The organism is Kosakonia oryzendophytica, from assembly GCF_027886705.1.
In the GTDB taxonomy this organism is placed as follows: Bacteria; Pseudomonadota; Gammaproteobacteria; order Enterobacterales; family Enterobacteriaceae; genus Kosakonia; species Kosakonia oryzendophytica.
Map to the genome: position 1 here is coordinate 3604804 of NZ_CP115659.1, position 18779 is coordinate 3623582.

The 18779-nt window shown below is 53.8% G+C and carries 18 protein-coding genes; 9 read left to right on the forward strand and 9 right to left on the reverse strand.

The window, feature by feature from the left end; genetic code table 11:
• Positions 1-29 precede the first annotated feature (29 nt).
• From mrdA to lipA, 8 genes are all read left to right on the forward strand, one after another.
• Positions 30-1931 (forward strand): peptidoglycan DD-transpeptidase MrdA, encoded by a 1902-nt coding sequence (gene mrdA / locus O9K67_RS17515; RefSeq protein WP_061494439.1) that lies wholly within the window; start codon positions 30-32, stop codon positions 1929-1931.
• A 2-nt stretch (positions 1932-1933) separates the two neighbouring features.
• A complete protein-coding gene (mrdB, locus tag O9K67_RS17520; protein WP_061494438.1) occupies positions 1934-3046 on the forward strand; it encodes a peptidoglycan glycosyltransferase MrdB in 1113 nt (370 codons plus the stop codon).
• A gap of 16 nt (positions 3047-3062) precedes the next feature.
• Positions 3063-4256 carry an endolytic peptidoglycan transglycosylase RlpA gene (gene rlpA / locus O9K67_RS17525; RefSeq protein ID WP_061494437.1) on the forward strand — a complete coding sequence of 398 codons (1194 nt, stop codon included), beginning with the start codon at positions 3063-3065 and terminating at the stop codon, positions 4254-4256.
• A gap of 138 nt (positions 4257-4394) precedes the next feature.
• Positions 4395-5606: a D-alanyl-D-alanine carboxypeptidase DacA gene (gene dacA / locus O9K67_RS17530; RefSeq protein WP_061494436.1), complete on the forward strand. Its 1212-nt coding sequence runs from the start codon at positions 4395-4397 to the stop codon at positions 5604-5606.
• 102 nt (positions 5607-5708) lie between these two features.
• Positions 5709-5972, forward strand: coding sequence for a DUF493 family protein YbeD (gene ybeD, locus O9K67_RS17535; protein WP_061494435.1), 264 nt, complete (start codon positions 5709-5711; stop codon positions 5970-5972).
• Between the two features lie 87 nt (positions 5973-6059).
• Positions 6060-6701, forward strand: coding sequence for a lipoyl(octanoyl) transferase LipB (gene lipB, locus O9K67_RS17540; protein ID WP_061494434.1), 642 nt, complete (start codon positions 6060-6062; stop codon positions 6699-6701).
• Between the two features lie 305 nt (positions 6702-7006).
• Positions 7007-7960: a YbeF family transcriptional regulator gene (locus tag O9K67_RS17545; protein WP_061494433.1), complete on the forward strand. Its 954-nt coding sequence runs from the start codon at positions 7007-7009 to the stop codon at positions 7958-7960.
• Between the two features lie 210 nt (positions 7961-8170).
• Positions 8171-9136: a lipoyl synthase gene (lipA, locus tag O9K67_RS17550; protein WP_061494432.1), complete on the forward strand. Its 966-nt coding sequence runs from the start codon at positions 8171-8173 to the stop codon at positions 9134-9136.
• Positions 9137-9204: 68 nt separating this feature from the next.
• Here lipA and tatE read toward each other — a convergent pair whose 3' ends face one another.
• Both tatE and O9K67_RS17560 read right to left on the reverse strand, forming a co-directional pair.
• Entirely contained in the window at positions 9205-9405 is a 201-nt protein-coding gene (gene tatE / locus O9K67_RS17555; protein ID WP_061494431.1) for a twin-arginine translocase subunit TatE, read from the reverse strand.
• A gap of 127 nt (positions 9406-9532) precedes the next feature.
• Entirely contained in the window at positions 9533-10321 is a 789-nt protein-coding gene (locus tag O9K67_RS17560) for a deaminated glutathione amidase (RefSeq protein ID WP_061494430.1), read from the reverse strand.
• A gap of 91 nt (positions 10322-10412) precedes the next feature.
• On the opposite strand from O9K67_RS17560, the gene crcB reads away from it, so the two are divergent.
• Positions 10413-10796: a fluoride efflux transporter CrcB gene (gene crcB / locus O9K67_RS17565; protein WP_061494429.1), complete on the forward strand. Its 384-nt coding sequence runs from the start codon at positions 10413-10415 to the stop codon at positions 10794-10796.
• Between the two features lie 58 nt (positions 10797-10854).
• On the opposite strand, the gene cspE is transcribed toward crcB, so the two are convergent.
• The 7 genes from cspE to O9K67_RS17600 all read right to left on the reverse strand — a co-directional run bounded on the left by cspE (position 10855) and on the right by O9K67_RS17600 (position 18664).
• Positions 10855-11064, reverse strand: coding sequence for a transcription antiterminator/RNA stability regulator CspE (gene cspE / locus O9K67_RS17570; RefSeq protein WP_007373839.1), 210 nt, complete (start codon positions 11062-11064; stop codon positions 10855-10857).
• A gap of 203 nt (positions 11065-11267) precedes the next feature.
• Positions 11268-11837, reverse strand: a complete 570-nt coding sequence (pagP, locus tag O9K67_RS17575) for a lipid IV(A) palmitoyltransferase PagP (RefSeq protein ID WP_061494428.1) — start codon at positions 11835-11837, stop codon at positions 11268-11270.
• Between the two features lie 160 nt (positions 11838-11997).
• Positions 11998-15117, reverse strand: coding sequence for an efflux RND transporter permease subunit (locus O9K67_RS17580; RefSeq protein ID WP_061494427.1), 3120 nt, complete (start codon positions 15115-15117; stop codon positions 11998-12000).
• The gene (locus O9K67_RS17585; RefSeq protein WP_061494426.1) at positions 15114-16568 is read right to left on the reverse strand and encodes an efflux RND transporter periplasmic adaptor subunit; all 1455 of its coding nucleotides are present in this window, start codon (positions 16566-16568) and stop codon (positions 15114-15116) included. Before O9K67_RS17585 ends, O9K67_RS17580 begins: the two co-directional genes overlap by 4 nt.
• Complete coding sequence (locus O9K67_RS17590; protein ID WP_061494425.1) at positions 16568-17821, reverse strand: TolC family protein; 1254 nt, start codon at positions 17819-17821, stop codon at positions 16568-16570. The genes O9K67_RS17585 and O9K67_RS17590 overlap by 1 nt, the downstream gene beginning before the upstream one ends.
• 12 nt (positions 17822-17833) lie before the next feature.
• Positions 17834-18202, reverse strand: a complete 369-nt coding sequence (locus tag O9K67_RS17595; RefSeq protein WP_061494424.1) for a copper-binding protein — start codon at positions 18200-18202, stop codon at positions 17834-17836.
• A 54-nt stretch (positions 18203-18256) separates the two neighbouring features.
• Positions 18257-18664, reverse strand: a complete 408-nt coding sequence (locus O9K67_RS17600) for a hypothetical protein (RefSeq protein ID WP_061494423.1) — start codon at positions 18662-18664, stop codon at positions 18257-18259.
• Positions 18665-18779 lie beyond the last annotated feature (115 nt).

The following is an 18779-nucleotide window of genomic DNA, read 5'->3' on the forward strand; positions in this document are numbered from 1 at the left end:
TGACAAGTCTTAGGCAGATTAAGCAGCGGATGAAATTACAGAATTCTTTTCGCGACTATACGGCTGAGTCCGCGCTGTTTGTGCGCAGGGCGGTGGTCGCCTTTACGGGGATTTTGCTGCTTTCCGGTGTGCTGGTCGCCAACCTTTATAATCTGCAAATCGTCCGTTTTGCGGACTACCAGACCCGCTCCAACGAAAACCGCATCAAACTGGTTCCCATTCCGCCAAGTCGCGGCATTATTTACGACCGCAATGGCACGCCGCTCGCACTTAACCGCACCATCTACCAGGTCGAAATGATGCCGGAGAAGGTGGATGATGTGCAGCAAACGCTGGATGCGCTTCGCGACGTGGTCGATCTGAATGACGACGATATCGCCAACTTTAAAAAAGAACGCTCACGTTCACACCGTTTCACCTCTATTCCGGTAAAAACCAACCTGACCGAAGTCCAGGTCGCGCGCTTTGCGGTTAACCAGTACCGCTTTCCCGGCGTTGAAGTAAAAGGCTACAAACGCCGTTACTATCCGTATGGTTCCGCGCTGACCCATGTCATTGGCTATGTCTCGAAGATTAACGATAAAGACGTTGACCGACTGGATAAAGAGGGCAAGCTGGCAAACTACGCTGCGACACACGATATCGGCAAACTCGGTATTGAACGCTATTACGAAGACGTCCTCCATGGCCAGACCGGTTATGAAGAAGTGGAAGTTAACAACCGCGGTCGCGTCATCCGTCAGTTGAAAGAAGTGCCGCCGCAGGCCGGCCATGACATTTACCTGACGCTGGATTTAAAACTGCAGCAGTACATTGAAACACTGCTGGCTGGCAGTCGCGCCGCCGTTGTGGTCACCGATCCGCGCAGCGGCAGTATTCTCGCCCTCGTCTCAACACCAAGCTACGATCCGAACCTGTTCGTTGATGGGATCTCCAGCAAAGACTACTCCTCGTTGCTTAACGATCCGAATACGCCGCTGATCAACCGTGCAACGCAGGGGGTCTATCCGCCAGCCTCGACCGTGAAACCGTACGTGGCGGTCTCCGCGCTCAGTGCAGGCGTTATTAACCGCAACACCAGTCTGTTTGACCCCGGCTGGTGGCAGTTGCCCGGCTCAGATAAGCGTTACCGTGACTGGAAAAAATGGGGCCACGGCCACCTGAATATCACCAAATCGCTGGAAGAGTCCGCCGACACCTTCTTCTACCAGGTTGCCTATGATATGGGTATCGACCGTCTTGCTGAATGGATGGGCAAATTTGGTTACGGGCAATATACCGGCGTTGACCTCTCTGAAGAGCGCTCCGGCAACATGCCAACGCGCGAGTGGAAACTGAAACGCTTTAAAAAACCCTGGTACCAGGGTGATACCATTCCGGTCGGGATTGGCCAGGGTTACTGGACCGCCACCCCGTTACAGATGAACAAGGCCATGATGACCCTGATTAATGACGGTATCGTCAAAGTGCCGCATCTGCTGATGAGCACCGTGGAAGATGGCAAGCAGGTTCCGTGGAAACAACCTACTCAACCACCGGTAGGCGACATCCATTCGGGTTACTGGGAAATTGCCAAAGATGGGATGTACGGCGTGGCTAACCGCGCCAACGGTACCGGCCACAAATATTTCGCCAACGCACCGTACAAAGTCGCCGCAAAATCCGGTACTGCGCAGGTATTCGGCCTGAAAGCCAACGAAACGTATAATGCGCACCGCATTGCAGAACGCCTGCGCGACCATAAACTGATGACCGCATTTGCGCCTTATGACAATCCCCAGGTCGCCGTCGCAATGATCCTGGAGAACGGCGGCGCTGGCCCGGCCGTCGGGACAATTATGCGCCAAATCCTCGACCATATTATGCTGGGCGATAACAACACCGACTTGCCAACGGAAAACCCGTCAGCGGCGGCGGCGGAGGACCAATAATTATGACGGACAATCCGAACAAAAAATCGTTCTGGGATAAAATCCATATCGATCCGACACTGATGCTCATCATTCTCGCGCTGCTGTTTTACAGCGCGATCGTTATCTGGAGCGCCAGCGGCCAGGACATTGGCATGACCGAACGCAAAATCGGGCAAATCACGATGGGCCTGATCATCATGGTGGTTATGGCGCAGGTTCCGCCGCGTGTGTATGAAGGCTGGGCACCCTATCTCTATATCTTCTGCGTTATTCTGCTGGTGGCGGTAGATGCTTTCGGCGCGATTTCGAAAGGCGCGCAACGCTGGCTGGATCTGGGTGTCGTGCGTTTTCAGCCGTCGGAAATCGCGAAAATTGCCGTGCCGTTAATGGTCGCGCGCTTTATTAACCGCGATGTTTGCCCACCGTCGTTGAAAAACACCGGCATCGCACTGGTGCTAATCTTTCTACCAACGCTGTTGGTCGCCGCACAGCCAGACCTGGGCACCTCGATTCTGGTGGTGCTTTCCGGGCTGTTTGTGCTGTTTCTTTCCGGCCTGAGCTGGCGATTAATCGGTATTGCCGTGGTGCTGATCGCGGCCTTTATTCCGGTGCTGTGGTTCTTCCTGATGCATGATTATCAACGCCAGCGCGTGATGATGCTGCTCGATCCGGAAACCGATCCACTGGGCGCGGGCTACCATATTATTCAGTCGAAAATCGCCATTGGCTCGGGTGGGCTAAGCGGCAAAGGCTGGTTGCATGGCACCCAGTCGCAGCTAGAATTCTTGCCAGAGCGCCATACTGACTTTATTTTTGCCGTGCTGGCCGAAGAGCTGGGCCTGGTGGGGATTTTGATTTTGCTGGCGCTCTATCTGCTGTTAATTATGCGTGGGCTATGGATTGCCGCCCGGGCGCAAACCACCTTTGGTCGGGTCATGGCCGGGGGTTTGATGTTGATTTTGTTTGTTTATGTGTTCGTAAATATTGGTATGGTGAGTGGTATCCTGCCGGTAGTGGGCGTACCGTTGCCATTGATAAGTTACGGGGGCTCCGCCCTGATCGTACTCATGGCCGGGTTTGGTATCGTGATGTCGATCCATACCCACAGGAAAATGTTGTCCAAAAGCGTCTAACGATAAGAGGTGCGCAATGCGTAAGCAATGGCTTGGGGTCTGCATAGCAGCAGGATTACTGGCGGCATGTTCAAATGATAATGGTCAACAGCAAACGACCGTTGCGCCGCAACCTGTCGTGTGCAACGGCCCTGTCGTTGAAATCAGCGGTGCTGAGCCTCATTACGAGCCGCTCAATGCCACGGCGAATCAGGATTATCAGCGTGATGGCAAAAGCTACAAAGTGGTTCAGGATCCCTCCCGCTTCAGTCAGGCGGGCCTGGCTGCCATTTATGATGCCGAACCGGGCAGCAACTTAACGGCTTCCGGCGAAACGTTCGACCCGGCGCAACTGACCGCAGCGCATCCCACACTGCCGATCCCGAGCTACGCCCGTATTACCAACCTGGCCAACGGGCGAATGATTGTGGTGCGTATTAACGATCGCGGCCCGTATGGCAATGACCGGGTTATTTCTCTGTCTCGCGCAGCAGCGGATCGCCTGAATACGTCCAATAACACCAAAGTGCGTATCGATCCGATTATTGTCGCGCAGGATGGTTCACTTTCCGGCCCTGGCATGGCCTGTACTAAGGTTGCTCAGCAGACCTACGTTCTGCCGGATCGCCCCGATCTCGGCGGCGGGCTGGGCAGCGCCTCATCGGCGCCTCAAGCCGCGCAGCCGCAGGGGAATGTGCAGGCCATCAGCAATGATACGTTGAAAAGCGACGATGCCGCCGCCGCACCGGTAAAAAGCGGTGGTTTCCTGGGCGCGCAAACGCCGCTGGCCGCTGGCGTGCTTGAGGGGAGCGACGCAACAACACAAAACACTGCAACACCCGCGACCACGACGTCAATGATGTCGGCCAGCCAGAACACATCGGTAGTGCAAACCACTGCACCCGCCGCAACCCGTACCGCGCCGGTTACTGCACCGGGTTCCGTACAGGGGCATGTGGCAACCACCAGTACAAGCGCCGCAACCGCTACGGCCGCAACGGCAACCAGCGGGTATATGGTGCAGGTTGGTGCGGTAAGCGATCAGGCACGCGCGCAGCAGTATCAGCAGCGCCTGGCGCAGCAATTCTCCGTTCCGGGCCGTGTTGTGCAAAACGGCGCGGTCTGGCGAGTACAGTTAGGGCCGTTCAGTAATAAAGCCGATGCCAGCGCCCTGCAGGGGCGTTTGCAAAATGAAGCGCAGTTACAATCGTTTATTACTGGCGCGCAGTAACCGGGTAAGGCATCTGATTCTGTCAACTTCTGTAAGCATCATTCACAAAGTCATGCGGAAAGTCAGATGCCTGCCGATATAGCTTTTGCTATAGTAAGGCACTTTTTTTAACTCCATCACGGATGTCGTAGTTCGACCATGAAGACCACTCTCTCCGTTCGTTTTGTGCAGCGCCTTGCGCTCACCACGGCGCTGACCGCAGCCACACTTTCTGCTGCTCACGCCGATGACCTGAATATTAAAACCATGATCCCTGGCGTGCCGCAAATCGATGCGGAGTCCTATATCCTGATCGATTACAACTCTGGCAAAGTGCTGGCAGAACAAAACGCAGACGCGCGTCGCGATCCGGCCAGTCTGACCAAAATGATGACCAGCTATGTTATCGGTCAGGCGATGAAAGCGGGCAAGTTTAAAGACAGCGACCTGGTGACGATTGGTAACGACGCCTGGGCGACAGGCAACCCGGTATTCCGTGGTTCTTCACTGATGTTCCTGAAACCAGGCATGCAGGTGCCGGTTTCCCAGCTTATCCGTGGTATTAACCTGCAATCCGGTAACGATGCGTGCGTGGCGATGGCGGATTATGTCGCCGGTAGCCAGGACGCGTTTGTGGGCTTGATGAATAACTATGTGCGCGCCCTTGGCCTGCAAAACAGCCATTTCCAGACCGTACATGGACTCGACGCTGATGGTCAGTACAGCTCCGCGCGCGATATGGCGCTGATTGGCCAGGCGCTGATCCGCGATGTGCCGAACGAGTACGCCATCTATAAAGAAAAAGAGTTCACTTTCAATGGTATCCGCCAGACCAACCGTAACGGTCTGCTGTGGGACAATAGCCTGAACGTTGACGGTATTAAAACCGGTCATACCGACAAAGCAGGTTACAACCTGGTGGCCTCGGCGACCGAAGGTCAGATGCGGTTGATCTCAGCGGTGATGGGCGGTCGTACCTTTAAAGGCCGTGAAACCGAAAGCAAAAAATTGCTGACCTGGGGTTTCCGCTTCTTCGAAACTGTTAGCCCTCTGAAAGCAGGCAAAGAGTTTGCTTCCGAGCCGGCCTGGTTCGGCGACAGCGATCGCGCATCACTGGGCGTGGATAAAGACGTGTATCTGACGATCCCGCGTGGCCGCATGAAAGATCTGAAAGCCAGCTATGTGCTGAACAACAGCGAGCTGCATGCGCCACTGCAGAAAAATCAGGTTGTCGGTTCCATTAACTTCCAGCTTGATGGCAAAACTATCGAACAGCGCCCGCTGGTCGTGCTGCAGGAAATCCCGGAAGGCAATTTCTTTGGCAAAATCATTGATTACATTAAATTGATGTTCCATCACTGGTTTGGTTAAGAATTGAACACTTGAAAGTGTAATTTTCGTCCCCATATACTACGTATCCAAAAAACTCCTGCCCCTGTGGCAGGAGTTGTTCTTTTTTACGCCGGAGCTGACATGAAAACCAATCTCAAAGAACTGCTTGAATTCCCGACTCCCTTTACTTACAAAGTGATGGGTCTGGCGAAACCAGAGCTGGTTGATCTGGTGGTTGAAGTGGTACAGCGCCATGCGCCAGGTGATTACTCTCCACAGGTAAAACCGAGCAGCAAAGGCAATTACCACTCGGTCTCTATCACCATTAACGCAACGCACATCGAGCAGGTTGAGATTCTTTACGAAGAACTCGGCAACATCGACATTGTTCGTATGGTGCTGTAATGCCAGCAGACGTTACCCGGAAGCATTCGGGTAGCGTCTTCGCTGTGATATACTCTCCCCACTCTTTTCTCCCCCGGAGATGCCGTTTTGTCTCAGGATACAATCCTCATTCGCAATCTGGGCTTACAGCCTTACGATCCCGTGTCCCGGGCGATGCATGAATTCACCGATACCCGTGACGATACCACGCCTGACGAAATCTGGCTGGTCGAGCATATGCCGGTCTTTACCCAGGGTCAGGCTGGCAAAGCTGAACACCTGCTGGCGACCGGCGATATTCCGGTGATCCAGAGCGATCGTGGTGGTCAGGTCACTTACCACGGACCGGGTCAGCAAGTAATGTATGTTTTAATTAATCTTAAGCGTCGCAAGATTGGCGTGCGTGAACTTGTTACATTGCTGGAAAATACGGTCATCAATACGCTGGCAACGCTGGATATCCAGGCGCAGGCTCGCGCGGATGCGCCGGGCGTGTATGTCGATGGCAAAAAGATCTGTTCGCTGGGCCTGCGCATTCGTAAAGGCTGCTCATTTCATGGCCTTGCGCTGAATATCGCCATGGACCTGGCTCCTTTTACGCGCATCAATCCCTGCGGTTATGCCGGGTTGGAAATGACCCAGATCAGTCAACTTTCACAAAAAACGGATATGGATAAAATAAGGACAATTCTTATCCGGGAATTTTTAGCGTTACTAAACAATCCACCGCATCAATATATGAGCGCTTAATATATGATGTATTACGGCCCGCATTTTGTGCGGGTCGTTATTTATTTGACCTGTTAGCGCTTTACAATAGGTGTCATATTCTCTATTTTCAACCTACCTGCCTTGTCGGGTTAATAAGCATTACGATGCTTTCCCGGGCTTCGTATTCGTGCTTATGGCCAATCGTCTTTTGAGTGCTTGTCCGCCATCGCGATGAAAAATCTACGTAATGCTGATATGTGACAGGACGTTAACTCAAATTAATAATCAACAAAAAAAACAAATTCAACTATCATTCATATTGCGAATGATTACGGAGCACTAGCGTGGAGAATAATAACCTGCCGGAAAAGCGAATAACCGGGCGCCCCGAGGACGACAAGCCGCAAATCTTCCGGACACTGCGCAATATTGATCTCAACTTATTGACTATTTTTGAGGCGGTATATGTCCACAAAGGGATTGTTAACGCGGCAAAAGTGCTCAATCTCACCCCTTCCGCTATTAGCCAGTCAATTCAGAAACTGCGCTCAATATTTCCAGATCCGCTTTTCATTCGAAAAGGTCAGGGCGTCACGCCTACGGCTTATGCCTCTCATCTGCATGAATATATCAGTCAGGGGCTGGAATCTATCCTCGGTGCGTTGGATCTCACCGGCAGCTACGATAAACAGCGCACGATTACCGTCGGCACAACGCCGTCTATTGGCGCATTAGCCCTTCCGGTTATCTATCAGGCGATAAAGGCCAACGCTCCGCATCTGATGATGCGTAATATTCCGGTCAAAGATGGGGAAAGCCAGCTTAGTCAGTTTCAGACGGACTTAATTATCGATACTCACCTCCCCTCATCTCGCGCGATCAATAGCCATGTGCTGTATACCGATCGCCTGATGTTGGTGTGCCGTAAAGGGCATCCTTGTCTGAACGGGCCAATCAACGAAGAGGTTTTGCAGCAATACGAGCACACGATGGTGATGCTGGAAGCGCAAAATCTGAGCGGCTTACGTCAGCGTGTGCAGGATCTCTTTCCAGAGCGCCAGATCAGCTTTAGTAGTTACAATATGTTTACTATTGCTGCACTGATCGGCAACACCGACCTGCTGGGGCTGATGACAACGCGTTTATTTAAATTGTTTAGCGATTGCTGGCCGCTGGTGGAAATTGATTACCCGCCCATCAGCAACGAGCGACTGGATATCTCGCTGTATTACAATAAATTGAGCCTGCGAGATCCGGTGCTGGAAAACGTTATCAATGTTATCCGACGGGCTTTTTAAAGCCCGTTTCCCCCTGGCGAATGTGCTAACCTTTACCGGGCATATGGCACAAAACAACAACTATTTTACAAATAGCCCCGTTGTCAGGCTGCTTTCTGCCCCCCATCAATGGTATACTGCGCGCAAGTTAATTCAAAAATAGTTGATAAATACAACATTCCCTTGAATTGAAATACTTACTTCGTTATCCGCAACTGGAACACGCACGCTATGAGTAAACCCATTGTGATGGAACGCGGTGTTAAGTACCGCGATGCCGATAAAATGGCTCTTATCCCGGTTAAAAACGTGGCCACAGAGCGCGAAGCCCTGCTGAGAAAACCGGAATGGATGAAAATCAAACTGCCGGCTGACTCTTCCCGTATCCAGGGTATCAAAGCGGCCATGCGTAAAAACGGCCTGCATTCTGTTTGCGAAGAGGCGTCCTGTCCGAACCTCGCTGAGTGTTTCAACCACGGAACCGCCACCTTTATGATCCTCGGCGCGATCTGCACCCGCCGCTGCCCGTTCTGCGATGTGGCTCACGGTCGTCCGGTGGCGCCGGACGCTAACGAACCGCAAAAACTGGCGCAAACTATCGCAGATATGGCATTGCGTTACGTGGTCATCACTTCGGTTGACCGTGATGACCTCCGCGATGGTGGCGCACAGCATTTTGCTGATTGTATTACCGCTATTCGTGAGAAGAGCCCGACGATTAAAATCGAAACGCTGGTACCTGACTTCCGTGGACGCATGGATCGTGCGCTGGATATCCTCACAGCAACCCCGCCAGACGTGTTTAACCACAACCTGGAGAACGTGCCGCGTATTTATCGCCAGGTTCGCCCGGGTGCAGATTACAACTGGTCGCTGAAGCTGCTGGAGCGTTTTAAAGAGGCGCATCCGGAGATCCCAACGAAATCCGGCCTGATGGTCGGCTTAGGGGAAACGAATGCCGAAATCATTGATGTTATGCGCGATCTGCGCCGCCACGGCGTAACGATGTTAACGCTGGGTCAGTATCTGCAACCTAGCCGTCACCACCTGCCAGTACAGCGTTATGTCAGCCCGGATGAATTTGATGAGATGAAAGAAGAAGCACTGGCGATGGGCTTTACCCACGCTGCATGCGGTCCGTTCGTTCGCTCCTCTTATCATGCGGATTTGCAGGCAAAAGGCATTGAAGTGAAGTAATACTTCCTTACACAACCCACAAAAAAACCGGCTCAGTGGCCGGTTTTTTTTCGCCTGTCGGGGCGCTATTACTCTTTGTGAGAGAGTTTCTCTGCAGTGACTTCGCCTTCGGCTTCTTTCTTCGCTGCATCATCATCGTTCATCGCTTTTTTAAAGCCTTTGATGGCCGCCCCCAGATCGCCGCCCAACGTGCGCAGTTTCTTGGTCCCAAACAGCAGGACAACCAGTGCGGCCACGACCAGCAGTTTGGTAATACTAATCTCACCCATAGATACCTTCTTTCGTAAAACAGGCTGCATAAAACGTCATTATAACCCGATTTCATTAACGGTCATTCGACGCGCGCACACAATAGCAATCTGTAACGAGATGGATCAAGTGTTGTTTAAAAAAACATCACAGCAAGCGTGGCACAGCGAAACGGCGGTTACGTAACACGGGCAACATTTCCCGTGTTTGCGCCACACGCTCCTCGCTGATCTCTGCAACGATCAGCGCAGGCGCTTCTGCTGCCGCCGCCAGCGTTACGCCCTGTGGGTCAACAACCCGGCTTTGCCCGATATTTTTGTTACCGCACTCTCCTGCCGCCACCACATAGCATGTGGTGTCGAGCGCCCGTGCCGACAGCAATGTTGCCCAGTGCTGTTCTTTGAGCGGACCACGCACCCAGGCTGAAGGCAGCACCAGCAGTTGCGCGCCATCCAGCGCCAACTTCATTGCCAGCTCAGGGAAACGCAAATCGTAGCAGGTCATCAGACCAACTTTTATACCGTCAATGTCGATTAACGGCGCAACGTCATCGCCGGCATCCACCCGCGCTGATTCCTGAATATTAAACGCGTCGTACAGATGCAGCTTGGCATACTGCGCGATCACCTTACCGCCGCGCAATACTACCAGCGTATTAAACGCCCGCCCTTCAGTAGAAGGCATATGCACCGTCAGCACCGTCGTCAGGGTATTGCGTCGACTCTCCTCGCAAAGCAGCGTCAGGAAGCCGCCATCGAGCCGTTGAGCGGATTTTACCGACAGGTGAGGGTCATTATCATCCCGTGCCAGTAAAGCCTCTGGCAGCACCAATAACGATGCCTGCTGAGAAGCGGCCTGCGCCATCAGCGCTACGCAGGTTTGCGCATTGGTGCGCCAGTCAGGTGTCACTGCAAATTGTCCCGCCGCAACAATCATCTCTTTATCCTCTCGCTTCACCGCGATAGCCAGAAAATGGCGGCGGCGCTACACTCATCCACTCTAACAAATCAAATAGCAGGATTTCACCGTGTTACAACTACTTTTAGCGGTATTTATCGGCGGGGGTACAGGCAGCGTGGCGCGCTGGATGTTGAGTATGAAGCTTAACCCAACACATCAAATTATCCCTCTCGGTACGCTGACCGCCAACCTGCTTGGCGCATTTATCATTGGTATGGGGCTGGCGTGGTTCAACCGCATGACGCATATCGATCCGCTGTGGAAAGTCTTGCTTACCACCGGGTTTTGCGGTGGGCTGACCACTTTTTCTACATTTTCGGCGGAAGTGGTGTTTCTGTTGCAGGATGGACGTGCAGGATGGGCACTCGTTAACGTGGCAGTGAACCTGCTGGGGTCATTTGCGATGACAGCGCTGGCGTTCTGGCTGTTTTCCGCAGTGAATGCAAACTGAAAAGATAAAAAAACCCGCCGTGAGGCGGGTTTTGGGATTCTTGCTAAACGTAGCTCAATTAGACAGGCATTACGTTTGCAGCAGATGGGCCTTTGGCACCGTTAGTGATTTCAAACTCAACGCGCTGACCTTCAGCCAGAGTTTTGAAACCATTGCTCTGGATTGCAGAGAAGTGTACGAACACGTCTTTGCTGCCATCTTCCGGAGTAATGAAACCGAATCCTTTGGATTCATTAAACCACTTAACGTTACCTTTAATCTTAGACATCAAAATTACCTTTACATGAAAAAACGACACAAATGCTGTGTCGGGTATCAGTACAACAATTGTAGCGACTTTTGTCCAGTCGTTATTCACTAAAAAGTGATAAATGTCGCTAACTTTTTTTCGGTAGCGGGTTTATGCCACATTTTGCACGCTGTATAAAAATTGCGCACCGCGTCAACCCACTTTTACCACCTTTACTGCCCTCAGAACTGAAAACGCATCCAGGCGAAGTAAACGTTACCGTTGTTGTATGTGCCGGGGATATAGGTCATCTGGAACGTCGCCGGGCCGTAACCAATCGACGCCAGCGGCAGCAGCACCGGGATAGGGATGTAATGCCAGTTATCCCGCGCGGTAAGGCCAGCCGTATACCCCAACCCCAACCGGAAATTATCGTCCGCCAGCGGGCGCCAGGTTTTCTCCCAACCGTAACCGCCAATCGGCTCCCATTTATTGAAAGAGTCTTTAAACGCCATTAAATACAGGCCGTGCCAGTTACCGTTTTCATCCCAGCGAGACTGACCAAACCCCGCGCCCCAGGGACGCTCGTTATAGCGGTCAGTTTTTTCCTTGTCATAAGCAAAACGCGCATGCCAGGTGATAGCGGGCACATACAGGTCGTAATGCTCAGGCTGCTGCCAGGTTTGCTTCACATTGCCAGTAAAATCAGAAAACCAGGTGTTTTCTGCTGCGTGTGCGGGAATCACCAAAAGCTGACAAAATAAAGAGAATAAAATCCACAAAATCTTCTTATTTACAAACACCGTATTCATTCCATGTTACGCATCGACGTATATTCTCAGACAGGTTATCTGAATATTCCCTTAACGAAATAAGATTAATTCTGAAAACGCAGCGGCATTGTTTTCATTCATAATATATTTTTCTACTAATACAATTAGATGCGCCCCGAATATGGAGCGCAAAATTGCCTCAGCGTTGACGATGCAGCAGTAAATAAATTGCCGGAATAACAAACATCGACAATAACGGTGCCGTTACCATACCGCCTATCATCGGCGCCGCAATACGGCTCATGACCTCAGAACCGCTTCCCCCACCCCACATGATAGGCAGTAACCCCGCCATAATGGTCGCTACCGTCATCACTTTCGGACGGACGCGCAGCACGGCCCCTTCATGAATGGCGCGCATCAAAACCTTATTTCCTTCATCGGGTTCAGATCGCCGGTATTTCTCCAGCGCATGATTGAGATAGAGCACCATAATAACACCGAACTCGGCCGCCACACCGGCAAGCGCAATAAACCCGACCGCCCCCGCTACGGACAAATTATAACCCAACAACCACAGCAACCAGACGCCACCAATCAACGAGAAGGGTAATGTCCCCATTATTAGCAGGGCATCGGTGACCCGCTTAAAGGTAATAAATAACAGCACAAAGATAATCATTAGCGTTACTGGCAAGACAATTTTCAGTTTTGCCGTGGCGCGCTCAAGGTATTCAAATTGTCCCGACCAGGAGAGCGTAACGCCCTGCGGTAACTGTACCTGCTGCGCCACCCGCTGCTGCATCTCATCAACCGCCGATTTTAAATCCCGTCCACGTAAATCAACGTAGATCCAGTTAGAGAGCCGCGCGTTTTCGCTTTTCAGCATCGGCGGACCTTCTTTCACGACTATATCCGCCAGTTCGCCAAGTGCAATCTGGCTGCCATTTTCGGTGATCACCGGCAAATTTCGCAGATCATCTACGTTATCTCGCAATTCACGCGGGTAACGCACATTAATCGGATAGCGCTCTCTCCCTTGCAGGACTTCACCAATGTTTTCGCCCCCCACCAGCGTGGAGACCAGCGATTGCAGCTCTTTGACCGAGACCCCATAACGCGCCGCCTGCTGGCGGTTGATGGTGATATCAACATAGCGCCCGCCCGCCAGGCGCTCTGCCAGTGCGGAGGTTACACCCGGCACGGTCTTCACCACCTGTTCGATTTGCTGCGCCACACGCTCAATATCGGCAATATTATTACCGTTCACCTTTATGCCTACCGGGCTTTTTATCCCCGTTGCCAGCATGTCCAGTCGGTTACGAATGGGCGGAACCCAAACGTTAGCGATCCCCGGGACATTGACGGTTTTATCCAGTTCCGCCACCAGTTTTTCCGGGGTCATACCGGCACGCCACTGATCGCGAGGTTTAAAGTGAATAGTGGTTTCCAGCATCGTTAGCGGCGCGGGATCGGTCGCGCTTTCGGCGCGTCCGGCTTTGCCAAACACGCTTTCCACTTCCGGAACGCTTTTTATGAGCCGATCGGTTTGCTGTAACAAACGCCCGGCTTCACGAGCCGAAATCCCCGGCAGCGTCGACGGCATATACAAGAGATCGCCTTCGTTGAGCGGTGGCATAAACTCACTGCCCAACCGACTGAGCGGCCACAACGTCGCCAGCAGCAACAGGAGCGCCAGCCCCAGCGTCGCTTTCGGCCAGGCCAGTACGCGATCCAACAGTGGCTCGTAAATGTGGATCAGAAAACGGTTAATCGGGTTGGCTTTCTCATCCGGGATCTTACCGCGAATAAACAGCCCCATCAGCACCGGAACCAGCGTGATCCCAAGCCCCGCCGCCACCGCCATCGCCCAGGTTTTGGTAAAGGCCAGCGGCGAAAACATCCGCCCTTCCTGCGCCTCCAGCGAGAAAACCGGAATAAACGACAAGGTAATGATCAACAGACTGCAAAAGAGCGCTGGCCCCACTTCAACCGCCGCTTTTTCTGAGAAGCGCCAGTAGTCCGCCCCCGTTGGCTGTTGTTCGGGGTTATCGTGCCGCCACTGTTCCATCACTTTATGCATGTTCTCTATCATCACGATAGCGGCATCCACCATCGCACCAATGGCGATGGCAATGCCACCCAGCGACATGATATTGGCGTTAATACCCTGATAGTGCATGACGATAAACGCGCCGAGGATCCCCAGTGGCAAAGAGACAATCGCCACCAGTGCTGAACGAAAGTGAAACAGAAACAGCGTACATACCAGCGCGACAACGATGAACTCTTCAATCAGCTTATGAGTCAGTGTCTCAACTGCATGCTCAATCAGCGTCGAGCGGTCATACACCGGGACGATCTCAACACCCGCAGGTAATGTCTTCTGGATCTCGTTGAGTTTTGCTTTCACGGCATGAATAGTGTCCAGCGCGTTTTTGCCGTAACGCATCACAATGATGCCGCCCGCTACCTCTCCTTCGCCGTTATACTCCGCCACCCCACGGCGCAGCTCTGGCCCAAGACGTACTGTCGCCACATCAGATAACATCACCGGTACACCGTCGCGGCTGGCAATCACTATCTGGCGAAAATCCGCCAACTGGCGGAGATAGCCCGTGGTACGCACCATAAATTCCGCTTCGCCCATCTCCAGCACAGCACCGCCACTTTCCTGATTCGCCGCCTGCACCGCATTCACAATCTGCTCATGAGTGATGTTCAGCGCCCGCATACGCGCCGGATCCGGCACGATCTGATACTGGCGCACCATCCCACCAACGCTGGCGACCTCCGCCACATTCGGCACCGTTTTCAGCTCAAACTTCAGCGTCCAGTCCTGCAATGCCCGCAGATCCGCAAGGTTGTGTTTCCCGCTGCGATCCACCAATGCATATTCATAGACCCAACCGACACCTGTTGCGTCCGGTCCCAGCCCCACGTTAACCCCCGCAGGCAGCGATGACTGGATCTGGCTCAGGTTTTCCAGTACCCGCGAGCGCGCCCAGTAGAGATCGGTATCATCTTCAAATAAAACATAGACATATGCGTCGCCAAACATCGAATAACCGCGCACGGTTTTCGCCCCCGGCACGGATAACATGGCGGTGGTTAATGGATAAGTGACCTGGTCTTCGATAATTTGTGGCGCTTTTCCCGGGTAGCTGGCGCGAATAATGACCTGCACATCTGAGAGATCCGGCAGCGCATCCAGCGGCGCACGCTGAACCGACCATAATCCCCAACCGGTCAGCACCACGGCAGCCAGCAGGATCAACAAGCGGTTTCGCAACGAGGCGCGAATAACGACAGCAATCATTTCATTGCCTCCTGCATCGGCATCAGGTGGGTGATCACCGCACCTTCCTCGTCATCCAGCGTGAAACTAAACATCACCGTATCCCCGACTTTAATCGCCGGATCAGGTTGTTTCACCACAAAGTCCATCGTCATCGCCCCCCAGTTCAGCGCCGGAATGGGCTGGTGCGACAGCGTGATACTGCCCGCATCAATGGCCTTCACCACGCCAGTAGAATCGTACTGCTGCACTTTTTTCGCCACAGGCTGCGTGGCTTGTTGTTCTGGTAATGCGCTGCGCAGGCTCGCTTCAGAGTCAATCAGGAACTGACCGGAGGTCACTACGCTGTCACCCGCATTCAGACCTGACAGCACTTCTGTCCAGCCCTGTGCGGTGCGCCCGGTGGTGATATTCACCGCCCGGAAATGGCCGTCGCCAGTAGCCAGCAACACCCGGCTGGCAGCTCCGGTTTCAATCAACGCCTCTTCAGGAATAGCCAGCACCGCAGGCTGCTGCGCAGACGCCGCCGTGGTGACGGTCAGAAACATACCGGGTTTCAGTTTTTGTTGGGGATTGTCCAGCACGATACGGGCTTTCAGCGTACGGGTGGCCGTCTCCAGTTGCGGCAACAGTTCGCTGACGCGACCGTGAAATTGCTCACCCGGCCAGCTCGCAGAGGTTGCCACAATCTCACTGCCCGTTGCCAGCGCTTGCGCCTGGGTTGGCGGATAATCCACCACCAGCCACACCGGATCGAGGCTCGCCAGCTCAAACAGACTTTGCGTGGCAGCTACCTGCGCACCTTCGCGCGAATCCAGCTTAACCACATAACCGTCTTTGTCAGCGCGCAGCGTCAGTCGTGTTTCCGGTTTACCACTGCGTTCGACGGTACGGATAATCGCCTCCGGCATAAACTGCAACGCCAGTCGTTCACGGGCTGCGCGGGTCAGTTCACCATCACCCAACTGGCGAACAGCCAGATACTCCTGCTGTGCGGTAGTCCATTGAGGGATCCATAGCTGCGCCAACGGTTGGCCTTTTTTTACCCACTGTTGCGGCGCACGCACAAAGAGTTTTTCCACCACCCCGGCCGCCGGTGAAGGCACGCTCTGAATGCCGCGTTCATCGGTGGTGACTGTGGCAAACGCGGAAAATGCGCTGGCAAGAACACGATGTTCCGCGCGCCCGGTCGTCATGCCCAGATTCTGCTGTTGTTGCGCGCTGACGCTCACCCCGCCAGCAACCGGCGCGTCATCGGCATAACGCGGTACCAGCGGCATATCCATAAACGGGGATTTACCAGGCTTATCAAAACGTTGATCCGGCATCATCGGATCGTACCAGTACAACACTTTACGTGCGGGGGCCGGTTCCGTTGAGGCGGCAGGCGCGGTATGTTGCCGCCCGGTCACATATCCAATACCCGCAGCCACGCTGGCGGCAATCACAACGGCAACGATGCTCTTTTTCATCACATTAACTCCTGCGGGATCAACCAGCGGATCGCGGCCCACGTCCGCGCCATCTCTTTTTCGGCCTGGTTCGCGGCCAGTTCGCTGTCGAGCACATTACGCCGCGCATCCAACAGTTCCGGCAGCGCGCTCTGCCCGGATCGGTATTGCGCTGCCAATAGCGTGGCGCGTTGGCGCACCAGTGGTAGCACTTCATCGCGCTGGCGCATCCATAAGGTTTGCGCCGCGTTATATTCGGCAATCAGCGAGTGCAGTTGCGCCATATGCTCACGCCCGGCAAGCGCCAGTTGATCGTTAGCCTGCATCGTGCGGGAGACATCCGCCGCGTGGTCTTTGTCCTGGCGGTGTGACTGGAACAGCGGCAAATCGACGGTAAACATCACCCCGGCCATATCTTCATAACCTTCGGCGCGTCGGCCATACCACACCTCCACTTCCACATCCGGAATGGCGGCAATCGCCGACGCCGCAGAACGAGCTTTAGCACTGTTCGCGGCGCTGGCGGCGGCCACCACGTCAGGATGTTGTGCAATGCCCTGCTCAAGGGTTTTTTCGTCGGCGGGTAAGCGCTGGTAACGGGGGAGTTCACCGGCAATATCGGTCACACTTTGCCCGGTGAGTTGCATCAGACGGGTTTGCGCCAGTTGCACATCCCGCTCGGCAAGGGTGACTTTGTCGCGCATGGCGCTGAGCCCAATCCGCAAGGCCAGTACGCTGTCCGGCGTGGCGCTGCCAGCCCCTACACTGGCACGCTGTGCCCCCTGTTGCCGCTCGGTTTCCTCCAGCAGTTTACGGGCGGTTTGCACGGCTTTCTCTGAGAGCGCCAGATCAAGCCATGCCTGTGCGGTATCGCGCTGTAACGTGGCGCGCACCACGGCGGATTTGGCGCTCACACTCTGCGCTTCCGCCAACAGCGTATCGGCCTTACGGTCACGTTTTTCTGCGCTGATGTATTGCTGCATGATGCCAACCCGCTGCATGGTCATGCCTTCACGGGTCAAACGGCGGTCGTTGTTGCCCTGCACCGGCACGTTTTCGATACCAAATTTCAGCTTCGGATCGGGCAACTGGCGGGCGGAATCCGCCATCGCATCCAGCGCTTGTACTTCGTTACGATTGGCGGACAGTTCGGCGGAGTAACGTTCGGCGGCGGCGAGGGTCTGCGTCAGCGTCAGTGACTCCGCCTGCACGGCGGAGCACACTAATCCGAACGCGACCGCACCGAGCCGCAGGCTCAGTGTGCATCGTTTCATTGTTGCCTCCGGTTACGCTTGCGGCGTCAATGAAACGAGCTGGTAACCGTCGTCACGCTGAACGAAGGTAAAACTGACCTTATCGCCAGGCTTCACGGCAGGCAATGCACTCCCCTGAGGTCGTGCAAACTGCATGGTCATTGGCGGCCAGTTAAGGGCAGGAATGGCGGTATGAGCGATAGAAACAGAGTGCGCAGAAACCTTTTTGACCACGCCCTGGCTTTGGTAGACCTGAGGCTGCATCGCCTGGTGCTGCGACATATCGTGCATGCCCTGCATGTCGTGTTGCATGCCTTGCATGTCATGAGTGGTTTGCGCCTGAGCGGCGGTGAAAGAGAACAGCAGTACGCCAGTCAGCGCACAACGTACATGAGAACGCATAATAAGACTCCTGTTAATCATAAAATTATAAAAATTCAATGGATTAACAGTTATCTACTCCCGATACCGGCAAAAACGGATCGTTGCCGGCGGGCCTGCGGCAGGCGGAGTTAATGACCATCCCTCGCGGGAAACATCGGTACAAACGGGTTTAACCACCGCAAGGGAAAGCGTTGAGGGCAGCGCGACCAGCGGCTGATGCGGCGTGTCTTTTTGCGCCAGATCCGGAACACAATGTTTTTCGCACAGCGGCGTTTTCATGGCGTTCATTTGTGGCGCGCTGTCCGTCATCATCATATGGTCCATATGCTGGACCATCACCGTTTCACCCTGCACGCTGACATCACAATTGTGGGAAGCAATCGCCACCTGACTTTGGATCAGCAACCAACCAAACGCCATCAGCAGCATCAACAGATGCCGCTTAATAAAGCGCAGTCGGTATAACCAGCCAGCGTGCATACACTACCTGAAAGTGAACGGGAATGAATGGCGAGTATAAGCAGGCTGGTTTTTATTTTTAAAGATTTTTTTAACAAATTTACGTCTGGCAGATTATTGCCACAGATAACAGCAA